Origin of the sequence: Amycolatopsis sp. NPDC049252 (genome assembly GCF_043197175.1) — a bacterium.
In the GTDB taxonomy this organism is placed as follows: Bacteria; Actinomycetota; Actinomycetes; order Mycobacteriales; family Pseudonocardiaceae; genus Amycolatopsis.
This window is the reverse complement of the sequence record NZ_JBICSQ010000006.1, coordinates 59,993-76,346: the sequence shown is the minus strand read 5'-3', so window position 1 is coordinate 76,346 and position 16,354 is coordinate 59,993. Positions and strand designations below refer to the sequence as shown.

Annotated in this window: 13 protein-coding genes; 2 read left to right on the top strand and 11 right to left on the bottom strand. The window is 71.5% G+C overall.

What is annotated here, in order from left to right:
- Positions 1-22: 22 nt before the first annotated feature.
- Complete coding sequence (gene xylA, locus ACGFMK_RS11420; RefSeq protein ID WP_392760717.1) at positions 23-1,171, top strand: xylose isomerase; 1,149 nt, start codon at positions 23-25, stop codon at positions 1,169-1,171.
- A 58-nt stretch (positions 1,172-1,229) separates the two neighbouring features.
- Here xylA and ACGFMK_RS11415 read toward each other — a convergent pair whose 3' ends face one another.
- From ACGFMK_RS11415 to ACGFMK_RS11365, 11 genes are all read right to left on the bottom strand, one after another.
- On the bottom strand, positions 1,230-5,111 hold the full coding sequence (locus tag ACGFMK_RS11415) for a carbohydrate-binding protein (protein ID WP_392760714.1): 3,882 nt from the start codon (positions 5,109-5,111) through the stop codon (positions 1,230-1,232).
- Between the two features lie 106 nt (positions 5,112-5,217).
- Positions 5,218-6,222, bottom strand: coding sequence for a sugar phosphate isomerase/epimerase family protein (locus tag ACGFMK_RS11410; protein ID WP_392760711.1), 1,005 nt, complete (start codon positions 6,220-6,222; stop codon positions 5,218-5,220).
- Between the two features lie 21 nt (positions 6,223-6,243).
- Positions 6,244-7,614 (bottom strand): alkaline phosphatase family protein, encoded by a 1,371-nt coding sequence (locus ACGFMK_RS11405; protein ID WP_392760708.1) that lies wholly within the window; start codon positions 7,612-7,614, stop codon positions 6,244-6,246.
- Positions 7,611-8,738 carry a metabolite traffic protein EboE gene (eboE, locus tag ACGFMK_RS11400; protein ID WP_392760705.1) on the bottom strand — a complete coding sequence of 376 codons (1,128 nt, stop codon included), beginning with the start codon at positions 8,736-8,738 and terminating at the stop codon, positions 7,611-7,613. The genes ACGFMK_RS11405 and eboE overlap by 4 nt, the downstream gene beginning before the upstream one ends.
- Positions 8,735-9,586 (bottom strand): TatD family hydrolase, encoded by an 852-nt coding sequence (locus ACGFMK_RS11395; RefSeq protein WP_392760699.1) that lies wholly within the window; start codon positions 9,584-9,586, stop codon positions 8,735-8,737. Before ACGFMK_RS11395 ends, eboE begins: the two co-directional genes overlap by 4 nt.
- A complete protein-coding gene (locus ACGFMK_RS11390) occupies positions 9,586-10,131 on the bottom strand; it encodes an EboA domain-containing protein (RefSeq protein ID WP_392760697.1) in 546 nt (181 codons plus the stop codon). Before ACGFMK_RS11390 ends, ACGFMK_RS11395 begins: the two co-directional genes overlap by 1 nt.
- On the bottom strand, positions 10,128-10,949 hold the full coding sequence (locus ACGFMK_RS11385; protein WP_392760694.1) for a sugar phosphate isomerase/epimerase family protein: 822 nt from the start codon (positions 10,947-10,949) through the stop codon (positions 10,128-10,130). Before ACGFMK_RS11385 ends, ACGFMK_RS11390 begins: the two co-directional genes overlap by 4 nt.
- Complete coding sequence (locus ACGFMK_RS11380) at positions 10,946-11,773, bottom strand: SCO3242 family prenyltransferase (protein ID WP_392761071.1); 828 nt, start codon at positions 11,771-11,773, stop codon at positions 10,946-10,948. The genes ACGFMK_RS11385 and ACGFMK_RS11380 overlap by 4 nt, the downstream gene beginning before the upstream one ends.
- Positions 11,770-12,879 (bottom strand): inositol-3-phosphate synthase, encoded by a 1,110-nt coding sequence (locus tag ACGFMK_RS11375; RefSeq protein WP_392760691.1) that lies wholly within the window; start codon positions 12,877-12,879, stop codon positions 11,770-11,772. The genes ACGFMK_RS11380 and ACGFMK_RS11375 overlap by 4 nt, the downstream gene beginning before the upstream one ends.
- Positions 12,880-12,941: 62 nt before the next feature.
- Positions 12,942-14,213 carry an ROK family protein gene (locus ACGFMK_RS11370; protein ID WP_392760689.1) on the bottom strand — a complete coding sequence of 424 codons (1,272 nt, stop codon included), beginning with the start codon at positions 14,211-14,213 and terminating at the stop codon, positions 12,942-12,944.
- A 339-nt stretch (positions 14,214-14,552) separates the two neighbouring features.
- A complete protein-coding gene (locus ACGFMK_RS11365; protein WP_392760686.1) occupies positions 14,553-15,014 on the bottom strand; it encodes a MarR family winged helix-turn-helix transcriptional regulator in 462 nt (153 codons plus the stop codon).
- Positions 15,015-15,150: 136 nt separating this feature from the next.
- Between ACGFMK_RS11365 and ACGFMK_RS11360 the strand changes: the two genes are divergently transcribed.
- Positions 15,151-16,335: an MFS transporter gene (locus ACGFMK_RS11360; protein ID WP_392760683.1), complete on the top strand. Its 1,185-nt coding sequence runs from the start codon at positions 15,151-15,153 to the stop codon at positions 16,333-16,335.
- Positions 16,336-16,354: the final 19 nt, after the last annotated feature.

The window sequence follows — 16,354 nt, the reverse complement described above, 5'->3', positions numbered from 1 at the left end:
TGAACTAAATGAAGGGACAGTCATGGACGACTACGCCCCCCAGGCGGCCGACAAGTTCACCTTCGGCCTCTGGACCGTGGGCTGGCCGGCGAACGACCCGTTCGGGGTCGCCACCCGGCCGGCGCTGGACCCGGTGGAGAGCGTGCACCGGCTGGCGGAGCTGGGTGCCTACGGGGTGACGTTCCACGACGACGACCTGCTGGCCACCGAACCCGACCGCGACAAGGCGATCGAGCGGTTCCGCAAGGCGCTCGCCGAGACCGGGCTCAAGGTGCCGATGGCGACGACGAACCTGTTCACCCACCCGGTGTTCAAGGACGGCGGCCTGACCAGCAACGACCGTGACGTCCGCCGGTACGCCCTGCGCAAGGTGCGGCGCAACATCGACCTGGCGGCCGAGCTCGGCGCGGAGACCTACGTCGTCTGGGGTGGCCGCGAGGGCGCCGAGTCCGACGGCGCGAAGGACGTCCGCGCGGCGCTGGACCGGTACAAGGAGGGCCTCGACGCACTCGCCGAGTACGTCGTCGAGAAGGGCTATGCGCTGCGCTTCGCGCTGGAGCCGAAGCCGAACGAGCCGCGCGGCGACATCCTGCTGCCGACGATCGGGCACGCGCTGGGCTTCATCTCGCAGCTCGCGCGTCCGGAGCTGTTCGGGCTCAACCCGGAGGTCGGGCACGAGCAGATGGCCGGGCTGAACTTCGTGCACGGCATCTCGCAGGCGCTGTGGCAGGGCAAGCTGTTCCACATCGACCTCAACGGCCAGCACGGCCCGAAGTTCGACCAGGACCTGATCTTCGGGCACGGCGACGTGAAGAGCGCGTTCTTCCTGGTCGACCTGCTGGAGAACGGCGGCTACGAGGGCCCGCGCCACTTCGACTACAAGCCGCTGCGCACCGAGGACCCCGCGGACGTCTGGGTCTCGGCGGCCGCGAACATGCGGACGTACCTGATCCTGAAGGAGAAGTCCCGCAAGTTCCGCGCCGACCCGGAGGTCGTGGAGGCCCTGGCGGCGTCCCGCGTCCCGGAGCTGTCGACCCCGACGCTGTCCCCGGGCGAGAGGCTGGACGACCTGCGGAAGGACGACTTCGACCTCGACGCGGCCGCGGCGCGGGGTTACCACTTCACGCACCTCAACCAGCTCGCCCTGGAGCACCTCCTCGGCGTCCGCTGAAAGCCGTGAATGGCACATTGAGGGACTCTGAGTCCCTCAATGTGCCATTCACGGACTGCTACGACACGGTCAGGGTGTCGATGTCGAACAGGGAACCCGCGCCGCCCCGGAAGACCAGGTGGAGCGGGCCCGAACCCGACGACACCGTGGTGGAGACGGTCTGGAACGTCTCCCAGCCGCCGGTCGACGGCACCGCGACCGTGCCCAGCAGGGTGCCGGTCGCCGAGTCCGCGCGGATCTCGATCGTGCCGCCCGCTCCCGCGGACGAGACGACCGCGCTGAACCGCGTGATCCCGGCCGTGCTCACCGACGCGTACCCGGCCCAGTCGCCGTTCTCGATGTAGCCCAGCGTCTGGCCGCCGCTCGCCGGGGCGTGGGACGCGATCTGCACGCCCGAACCCGACGTGAACGACTCACCTTCCACTGTGGACCCCGAGGACGCGCTGCCGCAGTCCGCGGCGACCACTCCGGCGGCGTACCGGATCCCGCCGACCAGCTCGGCGCGGAACGCACTGTCCGAATAGGACTCGATCGTGTGGCCGAGACCGGTGTAGAACGCCCGGCCGCTGCCCTGCGGGTGGCACCACGTGATCGGGTGGTCGGCGCCCATCTCGCCGCCGGTGTAGCTGGACTCGTCGAGCGTCTGCAGGACGTGCACCTGGCCGCGCGGGTTGGTGCGGTAGTTGTACAGCTCGTCCGTGCGGTTCCAGACGGCCGGCAGGTGCGCGGTCGCCGGGTTCGTCCGGTCCTCGGTGACGAAGTTCGCCGCCTGGATCGCCGGGTGGCTCTTGAACCACGCGCCGACGAGCTGCCCGTACCACGGCCAGTCGTACTCGGTGTCGGCGGCGGCGTGGATGCCGAGGTAGCCGCCGCCACCGTTCACATAGGACTCGAACGCCGCCTGCTGCGTCGCGTCCAGGACGTCACCGGTGGTCGACAGGAACACGACCGCCTGGTACGCGGCCAGTGAGGAAGCCGTGAACACCGACGCGTCTTCGGTCGCCGTGACGCCGAAGCCGTTGGCCGTGCCCAGTTCCTTGATCGCCTGGATCCCCGCCGGGATCGAGTCGTGCCGGAACCCGGCCGTCTTGGAGAACACCAGCACGTTGTACGCGGGATCCACCTGGGTCGGCATGGTGCTCAGGCTAAACGAATCCACGTCGAACAGGGACCCCTCGCCGCCGCGGAACACCAGGAACAACGGCCCGGAGCCGCCGGTCACCGACGCCGTGACGTTCTGGAAGACTTCCCAGTCGCCGGTCGACGGCACCGAAACCGTGCCCAGCAGCGTCCCCGTCGCCGAGCCGGACCGGATCTCGATCGTGCCGCCGGCACCGGCCGACGAAACCCGCGCGGTGAACGTCCGCGCGCCCGACGTGCTCACCGAGGCGTACCCGGCCCAGTCGCCGTTCTCGATGTAGCCCAAGGTGTTGCCGCCGCTCGCCGCCGCGTGCGGGGCGATCTGGACCCCGGACCCGGATGTGAACGACTCGCCTTCGACCGCTCCCGGCTGGGCGGCGGTGGTGAAGGTGAACGAGTCCAGGTCGAACAGGTTGCCCTGCCCGGTGACGCCCTTGAACACCAGGTACAGCGTCGTCGATCCCGAAGGCCGGTTCGTGAGGTTCGCCGTCACGCTCTGGAACGTGTCCCAGTCACCGGTGTTGGCGACCGCGGCCGACCCGAGCAGGGTGCCGGTCGGCGAGCCCGCGCGCACTTCCAGCGTGCCACCGGGACCGCCTGAGGACACCCGCGCGCTGATCGACGTCGCGTTGCCCAGCGCGTACGGCGTGAACGAGATCCAGTCACCGTCGTCGGTGTACCCGACCGTCCGGCCGCCCTCCGCCGAACCGTGGTCGGCGAGCTGGATCCCGGACTGCGCCGAGAAGTGCTCACCCTGGCGATGCCGCGGCTGCAGCTTGTGCACGCTGTGCGAGACCAGGCCGCCGTTGTCGGTGTACTGCGCGTCGAAGACGCCGAAGATGTTCGCCGCGGCGTCGTGCTCACCGTCCACCGGCACGGCGATCGAGCCGCTGCACCCGGTCTGCTGGGTGATCTGGTGCTGGTGGCTGTCGTGGCCCAGGAAGTACGTGACCTTGACCTTCGAGCAGTCCAGCGCCCCGTCCTCCGGGTCGCTGCCGGTCACCTGGAACGGCACGGTGTCGCCGAAGGAGAACAGCTGGCCGTCGGCCGGCGTGGTCAGGTTCACCGTCGGCGCGGTGTTCCCGACCGTGACGACCAGGCTCGCGGTGCCGGTCAGGCCGGCCGGATCGGTCACCGTGAGACTCGGTGAATACGTCCCGTTGGTCGTGTAGGTGTGCGCCGGGTTCGCGGCGGTCGACGTCTGGCCGTCGCCGAAGGTCCAGCGGTAGGTCAGGGCGCCGCCTTCGGGGTCGCTGCTGCCCGCGGACGAGAAGGTCACGGTCAGCGGGTTCGCCCCGGACGTCTTGTCGGCCGCGGCCTTCGCGACCGGGTTGCGGTTCGTGCCCGCGAGGTACTCGATCCGGTAGAGCGCCTGGTTGTCGCTGCCCGTGCCGTAGTCGAGGACGTAGAGCGCGCCGTCCGGGCCGAACGCCATGTCCATGACCTGCGTGCCGGTCCACGGGAAGTCGTCGATCGTGCCGCGGCTGCCGTCGGCGTTGACGGTGACCGCCTTGATCCACTTGCGCCCGTACTCGCCGGCGAAGAACTTGCCGTCGAGCGACTGCGGGAACTTGACCGTGGACGTCGAAGCGGCGTCGTAGCGGTAGACCGGCCCGCCCATCGGCGACTCCGAGCCGCTGCCGAACTCCGGCGGCGAGCCTTCGTCACCCGCGTACTTGATCCACGCGGCCTTCGGCACCGGCAGCTTGGCGAGCCCGGTGTTGCGGAACGACGAGTTCGTCGGGCCGCCGGCGCAGTCGTACTTCGCCCCGGACGGGCCGCTCGGGAACGTGTAGTGGTTGTACGTCTCGGTCGTCGTGTTCGAGCCGGTGCAGTACGGCCAGCCGAAGTTGCCCGCGCCGGTGATCCGGTCGAACTCGACCTGGCCCTGCGGCCCGCGGTTGGCGTCGGTGACACCGGCGTCCGGGCCGTAGTCACCGAGGTAGACGACGCCGGTCGCCTTGTCGACACTCATCCGGAACGGGTTGCGGAAGCCCATGCCGTAGATCTCCGGCCGGGTGTTCGCGGTGCCCGGTGCGAACAGGTTGCCCGACGGGATCGTGTACGTCCCGTCCGCCTGCGGGTGGATCCGCAGCAGCTTGCCACGCAGGTCGTTCGTGTTGCCGGCCGAGCGCTGCGCGTCGAACTGCGGGTTGCGCGTGGTCCGCTCGTCGATCGGCGAGTAGCTGTCGGAAGAGAACGGGTTCGTGTCGTCGCCGGTGGTCAGGTAGAGGTTGCCGGCGGCGTCGAAGTCGATGTCACCGCCGACGTGGCAGCACTGGCCGCGATCGTTCGGCACGGCCATGACGACCTTTTCGCTGGCCAGGTCGAGGGTGTTGTCCGTCTTGAGGACGAACCTCGACAGGTGCAGCTCGCCCTTGAACGGCGCGAAGTCGGCGGCGGTGCCGTCGGTCGGCGCGTCACCGTCCGGTGTGGACAGTCTCGGCGAGAAGTAGAGCCAGACGTAGCGGTTGGTGGCGAAGCCGGGGTCGGCGGCGACGCCCTGGAGACCTTCCTCGTCGTGGGTGTACACGTTCAGCTTGGCCGCGACGGAGGTCGCGCCGGCCGCGGTGGTGACGCGGACGGTGCCGTCGCGGGAGGTGTGCACGACCGAGCGGTCCGGGAGCACGGCGAGCGACATCGCCTCGCCCAGCTCGGCCGCGCCGGTGGCGAGGGCGACCTGCTGGTAGTCGGCCGGCGGGATGTCCGCTCTGGCGGGAGCGTCGACGGTGAGCAGGAGGCCGGTGCTCAGCACCACGGTGCCGAGCAGCCTCGCCCACTTCGGTGGGGACAAGGACATTTCGGGTGGTCCTTCCTGAATTTGAGCGTGCTTCGCCCCGGTTCGGCGCGAAGCCGCTTTCGATCACCTTCCGACGGGGCTGGCGGTCACCCGTTGAACAGAAGCGTTACTTCTTCGAGGAGAAGGCGGCGTCGAACGCCGCCGTGGGTGGCGTGAAGTTGAGCTTGCGGACGAACTCCAGGGCCTCGGGCGCGCCGGTCAGCCGGTCCATGCCGGCGTCCTCCCACTCGATCGAGATGGGGCCGTCGTAACCGATGGCGTTGAGCATGCGGAAGACGTCCTCCCACGGGACGTCGCCGTGGCCGGTGGAGACGAAGTCCCAGCCGCGGCGCGGATCGGCCCACGGGAGGTGCGAGCCGAGCCGGCCGTTGCGGCCGTTGAGCTGTTTGCGGGCCTCCTTGCAGTCGACGTGGTAGATGCGGTCCTTGAAGTCCCACAGGAACCCGGCCGGGTCGAGGTCCTGCCAGACGAAGTGGGACGGGTCGAAGTTCAGCCCGAACGCCTCGCGGTGGCCGATCGCCTCGAGTGCCGCGACCGTGCTCCAGTAGTCGTAGGCGATCTCGCTCGGGTGCACTTCGTGGGCGAACCGCACGCCGACCTCGTCGAAGACGTCCAGGATCGGGTTCCAGCGCTCGGCGAAGTCGGCGTACCCGCGCTCGATCATCGACGGCGGCACCGGCGGGAACATCGCCACCGTGTGCCAGATCGAGGAGCCGGTGAACCCGACCACAGTGGACACCCCGAGCTTCGCCGCGGCGCGGGCGGTGGTCTTCATCTCCTCCGCCGCCCGCTGCCGGACGCCCTCGGCCTCGCCGTCGCCCCAGATCCGGGCGGGCAGGATCGCCTCGTGCCGCTCGTCGATCGGGTGGTCGCAGACGGCCTGGCCGAGCAGGTGGTTCGAGATCGCCCACACCTTGAGGTCGTACTTGGCCAGTGTGTCCAGTTTGGACTGGACGTAGCCCTCTTCGGCGATGGCCCGGTCCACCTCGAAGTGGTCGCCCCAGCAGGCGATCTCGAGCCCCTCGTAGCCCCAGCCGCTCGCCAGCTCGCACACCTCCTCGAACGGAAGATCGGCCCACTGCCCGGTGAACAGCGTCAACGGTCGTGCCATGTTCTGACCTCCTGGTGAGTCCTATCCGGTACGGACAGCCGCCGCGAGCAGCAGCCCCTTGACTTCGGTGGCGTGGACCTTTTCGCGCGCGAGCGCGGGGTCCGAGCACAGCAGCACCGGCCCGTCCTCGGGCGAGTCGGGCAGCCGGCCGTGGCTCCCGCGAACCGGCGCGGGGTCGAGCGGGACGACCTGCATCGAGTAGCGCAGGCCGAGCTTCTTGCGGGCCAGCGCGGCCGCGGCCTTCAGCTTGACCGCCGGGTCGTGGGGGTCGAAGAACAGCTCGGCCGGGTCGTAACCGGGCTTGCGGTGGATCTCGACGGTCTTCGCGAAGTCCGGCGCGCGGTCGTCGCTCAGCCAGTAGTAGTACGTGAACCAGGCGTCCGGCTCGGCGATCGCGACCAGTTCCCCGGCCCGCTCGTGGTTGATCCCGGTGCTCGCCTGCGCCTCGCGATCGAGGACGACGTCCACTCCGGACAGTCCGGCGACGACGTCCCGCACCCGCGGGAGGTCCGCCGGGTCGGCGACGTAGACGTGCGCGGCCTGGTGGTCGGCCACCGCGAACGCCCGCGACGTCCACGGGTCGAGGTACTCCATGCCCGCCTGGACGTACACGGTGAGCAAGCCTTCGCGGCGCAGCACCCGGTTGATGTCGACCGGGCGGCTCGCGTTCGTGATGCCGTACTCCGACAGCGCGACGACGGTGTGCCCGCCCGCGGCCGCGAAGTCCAGCAAGGGCTTCAGCGCCGTGTCGATCTCGCGGGCGGCGGCCGCGGCCTGCGGCGCGTCCGGGCCGAAGCGCTGGAGGTCGTAGTCCAGGTGCGGGATGTAGGCGAGCGTGGTGTCGGGCTTGTCCTCGGTCATGATCTTCTGCGCCGCGGCGATGATCCACTGCGACGACGTGATCGCCGCCGTCGGGCCCCAGTAGGTGAACAGCGGGAACTCGCCGAGGGCGCCGACCAGCCGGTCGTGCAGCCGCGGCGGGTGGGTGTAGGCGTCCGGGGACTTCTTCCCGTCGGCGTGGTAGATCGGCCGCGGCGTGACGGTGAGGTCGACGTCCATGCCCATCGCGTACCACCAGCACACGTTGGCGACCTTGTGCCCGGCCTGCGCGCGGCGGGCCGCGTCCCAGAACTTATCGCCCTGGACCAGTTTGTTGTGCTGGCGCCAGAGGAAGATCTCCCCGAGGTCGCGGAAGTACCAGCCGTTGCCGACGATGCCGTGCCCGGCCGGCTGCAGGCCGGTGAGGAACGTGGACTGCACCGAGCAGGTCACCGCCGGGAACACGGTGTCGAGCTGCGCGGTGAAGCCGGGTTCGGCCATCTTGCGCAGGTTCGGCATGTGCGGGAGCAGCCGTGGCGTCAGGCCGACGACGTCGAGCACCAGCAGGCTCATCGGATTACCTCTTCCAAGCCGAGGTCGAGCAAGGAACGCCGGGTCCAGTCCAGCTCGGCCGCGATGCCCGCGACCAGCCCGGCGTCGTCGGCCGGTGCGTCCGGGAGCACCTGCCAGGTGTAGGTCTCGACCTCGATGTGGTCGGTGCGCGCGGCCGGGCCGCCGAACAGCTCGGCCAGCGTCGCCGCCAGCACGGGCCGGGTGGACGTCAGCGGCGGCGCCGGGTCGGCGTGCAGCGGCACGTGGAAGTGCACCCGCCACGGCGCCTCCCCCGGAAGCTCCCCGGCCAGCGCGAGATCGAGGTCGTCGGCTCCCGGTGGGGCGCCTTCGTTGCTCTGGTGCAGAAACCTCGGCTCCACAAAGGACTCCAAGGCACGACGGGTCGCCGGATCAGCCGGGTTCGCGGCTTCGAGAGCGGCCGACGCCTGGAGCTTGACGACGTCCAGCCCGGCTGCGAAGAGCCGGCCGAGCGCGGCCGCCGGGTCCTCGAACCCGACCGCGAGGTGACAGGTGTCGAGGCAGACGCCGAGCCACTCCTTGTCCACTTCGGACAGCAGCGACGCCGCCTGCGCGGTGGTCTCGATGACGCAGCCGGGCTCGGGCTCGAACGCCACCCGCACCGGGCGGTCCTGCTTCGCCAGCCCCTTGGCCAGGAGTTCGAGCTGCCCGCCGTCGTCCCGCCATGCGGTGCGCCAGCCGAGCGGCAACGTCGACACGCTGCCGCGCACGGCGTCCTCCGGGAGCAGCTCGGCCAGCAGCCGGGCCAGGTCGAGCGTGTACTGCGTCCGCTCGGGGGCCGACCAGTCCGGCCGGTACACCTTGTGCTTGACGACCGGGTCGTGGAAACCCTGGTACGGGAACCCGTTGAGCGTGACGACCTCGAGGCCGCGCGCGGCCAGTTCGGCCTTCAAGGAGGACACCGCGCCCGGGTCGGTGACCAGCTCGGTCGCCACCGGCCGGGCCAGCCACAGGCCGAGCCCGAGCCGGTCCACCCCCAGGCGTTCCCGCACGGGCTCGCCGAAGCGGGCCAGCTGGGTGAGCACGCCGTCGAGGTCCTCGGCCTGGTGCACGTTGGTGCAGTAGGCGAGGTGGACGAGGGTGCCGTCGGGATGCCGGAACCTCACTTGCGCGCACCCCGCAGGATCGAGTTGCCCGCGAACTCGGCGGCCGGCGTCCCGCCTTCGAGGTCGAGCCGCCCGCTCTGGCCGTAGAACTCGACCGGGTTGCGCCACAGCACGAGGTCGACGTCGTCCTCGGTGAACCCGGCGGCCAGCATCGCGTCGCCGGTCTTGCGGGTCTTGAGCGGGTCGCTCCTGCCCCAGTCGGCCGCGGAGTTCACCAGCACCTTTTCGGTCCCGTACTCGCGCAGGATCGCGACCATCCGCGCTTCGTCCATCTTGGTGTCCGGGTAGATCGAAAACCCGAGCCAGCAGCCGGAGTCCTTGACCATCGCGACAGTCAGCTCGTTGAGGTGGTCGAGCACGACCCGCCCCGGCGCGATGCCCGACTCGCGGACCACGGCGATGCTGCGCTCGGTCCCGGCCGCCTTGTCCCGGTGCGGGGTGTGCACCAGCGCGGGCAGGTCGTGGTCGATCGCCAGGGCCAGCTGCGCGGCGAACGCCTTGTCCTCCTCGGCGGTCATCGAGTCGTAGCCGATCTCGCCCACCGCGACCACGCCGTCCTTCTCCAGGTAGCGCGGCAGCAGATCGAGCACCGGCGCGCAGCGGGGGTCGTTGGCCTCCTTGGGGTTCAGCGCGATCGTGCAGTGGTGCGCGATGCCGTACTGGCTCGCGCGGAACGGCTCCCAGCCGACCAGCGCGTCGAAGTAGTCGGTGAAACTGCCGACGTTCGTGCGGGGCTGGCCCAGCCAGAACGCCGGCTCGACGAGCGCGCGGACGCCGGCGGCGTGCATCGCCGCGTAGTCGCCGGTGGTCCGGGAGCTCATGTGGATGTGCGGGTCGAAGATGCGCATCAGGCGTCCTGTCCGTCGAGCAGCGGGAGGAGGTCGGCGGGCACGTCGCGGCCGGCGGCGGTGCGCTCGGCGGCGAACGACCGCAGCATGCGCAGCAGCTCGTCGTCGGTCCGTCGGTCGAGTCCGGCGATGCCGGCCAGCGGGATGCCCATGAAGACGCACTTGAGCACGCCGTGACGGTAGGCGGAGTCGTCCAGGTGCTGGGCGCCGTACTCCCCCATCGCGGCGGTGACGAGCCGGGGGTCGTTGGTGCGCAGGGCGTCCGCGACGAGCTCCAGCCCGGCGTCCCCGATGTCCACTACGGACAGTCCACGGAGGACCGCCCGCTTCTCGGCGGCGTCGCCGTAGCGGTAGAGGTCCGGCATCTCGGCGGCCGCGCCGGGCGCGGCTTCGAGCAACCGGACCCGCGCCACGTCGTCGGCCGTCCACCCCGGGACGTCCGAGGGTCCCCTCCCGACCCGGCGGCCGACACCGGGGAACAGCGTGCGCAAGGCCGACGCGTCGGTGGCGACCTTGCCGAGAGCTTCGTCCAGCCAGGCGTTCACGCCGCCACCGCCTTCCGCAGGAACTCCAGGGACTCGCGGGCGATCCGCGGGGCCGCGTGGCTGTCACGCGGCAGTTCGACGGCGACCAGGCCGGGGTACGGCGACAGCGCGTCCAGCACCGGCGGGAAGTCGATCTCCCCCTGACCGAACTCGAGGTGCTCGTGCGTGCCCCGGCGCATGTCGTCGATCTGGACGTTCACCAGCCGCGGCAGAGCGCGGCGGACGCAGTCGGGGACGGACGCCGTCTCGTTGCACCGGCAGTGCCCGACGTCCAGGGTCAGCCCGAACCGCGCCGGATCACCGAGCCTGCTCGCGAGGTCGAAGTACCCGTCGAGGTCTTCGACGAGCATCCCCGGCTCCGGTTCGAAGCCGAGCTTGACGTCGTGGTCGTCGGCCGCCTTGAGGACGTCCGAGCAGCCCGCGACCAGGAGGTCCCAGGCGTCCGAAGTGGACAGACCGGCGGGTTTGTTCCCGCTCCAGAACGAGACGGCCTCGGCCCCGAGGTCCGCGGCGATCTCGACGGCCCGGGTCAGGAACTCCACGCGCCGGGCCCGGTCCGGGTCGAGGAACGTCGGCGCGTGCTTGCGCCACGGGTCCAGCAGGAACCGCGCGCCGGTCTCGACGACGACGGCCAGCCCGAGCCGGTCCAGCTCGGCGGCCAGCGAGGCGACGCGGTGGGCGAGGTCCGGCCCGAACGGGTCGAGGTGCTGGTGGTCGAGCGTCAGCGCGACCCCGTCGTACCCGAGGTCGGCCAGCACACGCAGCGCGTCACCGAGGCGGTGGTTGGCGAACCCGTTGGTGCCGTACCCGAACCTCATGTCGGCGACACCTTCCGGCTCAGGGCCCGCGCGATCGGGAACGCGGCGGCCACGGCCAGCGCCGAACGCCACGCCCCGGTCCGCGCGATCAGCCCGGCCTGCAGCGGGATCATCCCGTGGATCCCGGCGCCGACCGCGCGCCGGATCGTCGGCGCCTTCGGGTCGCGGACGGCGTCGTACTGCGCCCGCCCGGTCGTCACCGCGTAGGTCCCGAGCAGCGCCGAGGCCAGCGGGCCGACCCGCCCGGCGGCGACGCGCACCCCGGCCGTCGCGGCCAGCGTCGCGGCCGGGAGCGCGGGCGTGGCACCGTCCACTTCGGACCGAGACAGCGTTGTCACGGCGTAGGTGTGGGCCCCGACGGTCAGCGCCGCGGGCAACGCCGCCCGAGCGCCACCCGCGCCGAGCAGGACGTCGAGCGTGCGAGCGGCGGCCATCGCGGCCGGCCCGAACACGGTCTCCTTGAGCACGAAGTCGTACGCCCAGACGGTCGCGGCCAGCGGCACCGCCACGCGCAGCGCCCTCCTCCCGCCGGTGGCCGCGGCGATGCCGAGCCCGCCCGCGGTCAGCCCGGTGGCGACGCCCAAGGCCGTGCCCGGCGAGATGCGGCCCGACGGGATCGGCCGTTCGGGCCGCTCCATCGCGTCGAGGTGGCGGTCGGCGTAGTCGTTGAGCGCCATGCCCGCCCAGTAGAGGCAGACGGACGCGCCGGTCAGTGCCAGGGTCCGGCGGCCGAACGGCCAGCCCGACGCGGCGGCCCCGGCGACGGCGTCCCCGGGCACGGTCAGCGCTGCGGGCGCGCGGACGAGCTCGGCGAGCGCCTTCACCGGTGCGCCCACTCGCGCAGGGCCGCGTACTGCGACGCGAGGTCGTGCGGGCCGTCACCGGCCGGATCCTTGAAGAAGAACCCGAACTCGGCCACCGGTCCGGCGACGCCGTCGCGGCACGCCTTGGCGGTGAGCCGGGCGAGGTCGAGCACCAGCGGCGCGGCGAGCGCGGAGTCGCAGCCCTGCCAGGTGAGCTGGAGCGTCATGCGGGCGCCGAGAAACCCTTCGAACAGCACGTGGTCCCACGCGGTCTTCCAGTCGCCGAGCGCGGGCACGTAGTCGATGTGCACCTCGCCGTCGACGTCGCGGCCGAGGTTCCGCGAGAGCACCTGCTGCTTCGACGCGTTCTTGCTCGACGCCGCGCCGGGGTCGGCGAGCGTGGCGCCGTCGCCACCACCGAGCAGGTTCGTGCCCGACCACGACAGCACGTTCAGCGCGCGCTGGGCGAACATCGGCGCGAGGACCGACCGCAGCAGCGTCTCGCCGGTCTTGCCGTCGCGGCCCGCGTACGGCTGCCCGGTCGCGCGGGCGAGTTCGTCGAGCGCGGGCAGCCGGGCGCCGGTGGACGGCGTGAAGTCGACAAAGCCACAACCCGCGCGGAACGCGGCGTAGGCGTACAACGCGCTGGGCGGCAGCACCTCCAGCGCGTCCTCCAGGGCAGCCAGTGATTCGTGCGCCGGGTGCGGCGCGCAGGGCGGCTCGGTGGAGGAGACGTTGAGCACGACGACGTGGTCCAGCCCCGCCCGGAACTCCGTCAGGTCGGCGACGATCCGGTCGGCCACGGCGGATCCGTTGCCGGACGGCGCCGGGCGTAGCCGGGCTTCGGCCGCCTCCAGGTCGGCCGCGACCGGCCCGGGCAGCGTCGCGGGCAGCACGCCCGCCGCCACCAGGTGCTCGGCCCGCTTGACCAGCGGCGTGTCGACGACGTCGTGGCCCCCGAAGACCAGGTCTCCCAGGCCGGGCAGCTCGGCCCCGGCGAAGTCCGGCAGCTCGGTCACGCACCCCGTGCGCGCGGTGAGCCCCGCGCGCATCGCGGCGGCCCCGGCGATGGCCGTGGTGGCCACCGATCCGCGGGCCCCGATCAGCCAGACACCGATCTTCCCCATGGTTTTCCCTCCCTGTTGGGTGACTCAGCCCGTGCGCGCCGCAGGTTCGTCGCTTCCCGGTCTCATCCGCTGTCCCTTTCCGCGCCGGCCGGCACCAGGGCCGGGTCGTCGAACACGGCCTGCAGCGCGACGTGCGCGCCGCCGCGCGAAGCCGCCGAGAAGCCGAGCCACGACAGCTCGACGCGGCAGCCGCCGATGCCCGGCGCGATCACCCGGGTTTCGAGCTCGGTCATCATCGGGCCCAGCAGGTACGGCCCCAGCTGGGCGAAGTACCCGCCCAGCAGCACGACCCGCGGGTTGAAGACGTTGATCAGCACGGCCGCGCCGACACCCAGGCCGGTACCGACCTGCGCGAGCGCGTCGAGCGTGCGCTTGTCCTTGAGCTGGGCGCGGCGGCGGATCATGTCGAGGCGCTGTTCGAGGTCGAGCGACGGGTCGTGCACCGGGTCGCTCGGCGACGCGGCGAGCCGCAGCATCCCGGCGAGCCCGACGAGCGTCTCCCAGCAGCCGCGGCGCCCGCAGCCGCAGATCCGGCCGGCCGGGTCGAGCTGGATGTGCCCGATCTCGCCGGAAAACCCTTCGGCGCCCCCGAGCAGCCTGCCCCCGGAGATCACGCCGCCGCCGACGCCGATCTCGCCGGTCAGGTAGACGAGGTCCGCGGTCCCGGCGACGCTGCCCATCGCGTATTCGCCGAGCGCGCCGAGGTTCGCGTCGTTCGCCGTGCGGATCGGGAACACCGGCGGGCCGAGCCGTCGTGTGAGCCGTTCGGTGATCCCGCGGACGACCGGCACGTCGGTCCAGTGCAGGTTCGGCGCGAAGGCGACGGTCCCGCTCGTGACGTCGACGAGAGCCGGGATCCCGACGGTGACCCCGGCCGGCACGACCCCGAGGCGGCGGCATTCCCGCAACGCCCGCGCGGTCAGCTCGGCTCCGGCGTCCAGCACCTTCGCGACGGGAAGCGCTTGCACGTCGAGCGCGACGCGTTGCTCGAACAACACGGTGCCGGTGAGATCGAGCGCGAGGGCGTTGAGGTAGTCGACGTTGATCTCGACGCCGATCCCGCCGACCCCGCGGCCGTCGAGCTCGACGATCGTGCCGGGACGGCCGACCGAGCCGGCCCGCTCGCGTTCGCCTTCGCGGGCCAGCCCGCGGTCGACCAGCTCGGAGATCAGGCTCGACACGGTCGCCTTGTTCAGGCCGGTGTCCGCGGCGATGCCCGCCCGCGACCGGGGTCCCCCGTCACGCAGGTGCCGCAGCACCAACGCGAGGTTCGTCCGGCGGACCGCGGCCTGGTCGGCCGGGCGCACCGGTTTGAGGGAAAAGGAGGAGTCCACGCCGACACCGCCCAGTTCGTCTGGTGGGACAACAAATTAGGTCCGCCGGAACGAACAGGTCAACGAGGTAACCAAGCGTCGTCGCGGGACGAAACCGGCAAACAACGAGCTGACCAGCGAAACTATCGGACTCGGGCAGCAAAAGGGTCCCACGGATGGAGCAGGGGTTAAGGTGCGCGGCCGCCGTAATCCCCCCGCCGAACGAGAGCCTCGCGCGATGCCCCGCTGACTGGGACGCCGAACCCGGAACCCGCGGCGCCGCAAGCACTTTCGCCCGCACGTCAGACAGTTGTCGGGCGCCCCGACGAAACTTTCCGCAAGTCCGTGAAGGCCACGGCGTCAGGAGGTGCGGGCTCCGGGGAACGTGAGGGTGCCCAGGGCGCCGACCAGTGGCGCCAGTTCAGGGAGGGATCCGGCTTCGGTCAGGGCCTCGGCCAGTGCGGTGTCGTGGGTCGGGCGGGCCGACGTCAGCAGGGCCTGGCCCGCCGGCGTCACCTCCGTGTAGATGCCGCGGCGGTCGTCCGCGCAGAGGTAGCGGGCCAGCAGGCCGCGGCCCTCCAGCCGGGTGACCAGCCGCGTCGTCGCCGACTGGCTGAGCACCACCGCGTTGGCGAGCTGGTTCATCCGGAGGTGGAAGCCGTCCTGGCGGGCCAGCGCGTCGAGCACGCTGTACTCGCTGACCGAAAGCTCGTGGTCGCGTTCGAGCGCGCGCTGCAGCTTGTCCTCGATCCGCGCGTGCAGCGCGGCCAGCGTGCGCCAGCCCTGCGCACGCGTCTCGACGGCGTCGTCGTCCAGTGACACGGTTCACCCCTCCTCGGCTTGCACGCACACCCTGGCACGCCGCACTATCAAGCCTGTGCAATATACGGCGTGTGCAACTATCTCGGACGCCGGTAGTTGCTCACGCCCACAAGCCTACTCCGGAAGAAGGAAGTCCATGCCCGCCGCTCTGCTCGCACTGGCGATCAGCGCTTTCGGGATCGGCACCACCGAGTTCGTGATCATGGGCCTGCTGCCCGAGGTCGCGGGCGACTTCGGTGTCTCGATCCCGTCCGCAGGCCTGCTCATCTCGGGTTACGCGCTCGGCGTCGTCGTCGGCGCGCCCGTGCTCACCGCGCTCGCCTCGCGGGTGCCGCGCAAGACCGTGCTCGTCTCGCTGATGGGCCTGTTCATCGCGGGCAACGTGCTCTCGGCGCTGGCCCCGAGCTACGGCCTGCTGATGACCGGCCGGGTCGTCGCCGCCCTCTCGCACGGCGCGTTCTTCGGCGTCGGCTCGGTCGTCGCGGCGTCGCTCGTCGCCCCGGCGAAGCAGGCCAGTGCCATCGCGATGATGTTCACCGGGCTGACCGTGGCGAACGTCCTCGGCGTGCCGGCCGGCACCGCGCTCGGCCAGGCCTTCGGCTGGCGCTCGACGTTCTGGGTGGTCAGCGCCCTGGGCGTGGCCGGCGCGATCGGCATCCTCGCGCTCGTGCCGCACCAGAAGCCGGAGCCGGGCGCGGGCCTGCGCGGCGAACTGGCCGTGTTCCGCCGCCCGCAGGTGTGGCTCGCGCTCGCGATGACGGCGCTCGGGTTCGCCGGGGTCTTCGCGTCGTTCACCTACATCGCGCCGATGATGACCGAGGTCGCCGGCTTCTCCAGCGGCGCCGTGACCTGGCTGCTCGTGCTCTTCGGCGCCGGGCTGTTCGCCGGCAACCTGCTCGGCGGCAAGGCCGCGGACCGCAGGCTGATGCCCAGCCTGTACGTCATCCTCGCGGCGCTCGCCCTGGTGCTCGTCGTGTTCGTCTTCACCGCGCACGCGAAGGTGCCGGCCGCGATCACCATCGTGCTGTTCGGCGCGGCCGGTTTCGCGACCGTCCCGCCGCTGCAGGCCCGGGTGATGGCCAAGGCCGAGGGCGCTCCGGCGCTGGCCTCGGCGGCGAACATCGCCGCGTTCAACCTCGGCAACGCCGGCGGCGCGTGGCTCGGCGGCCAGGCCATCGGCGCCGGCCTCGGTTACACCGCCCCCAACTGGATCGGCGCCGTGCTCGCCGCGGCCGGCCTGGCCGTGGCGCTCGTCTCCGGTCTGCTCGACCGCAGGTCCCCGGCGAGTTTCGCCGCCGGGGATCGGGTACTCGCCCGATGAACCACCCACCGAAAGGACC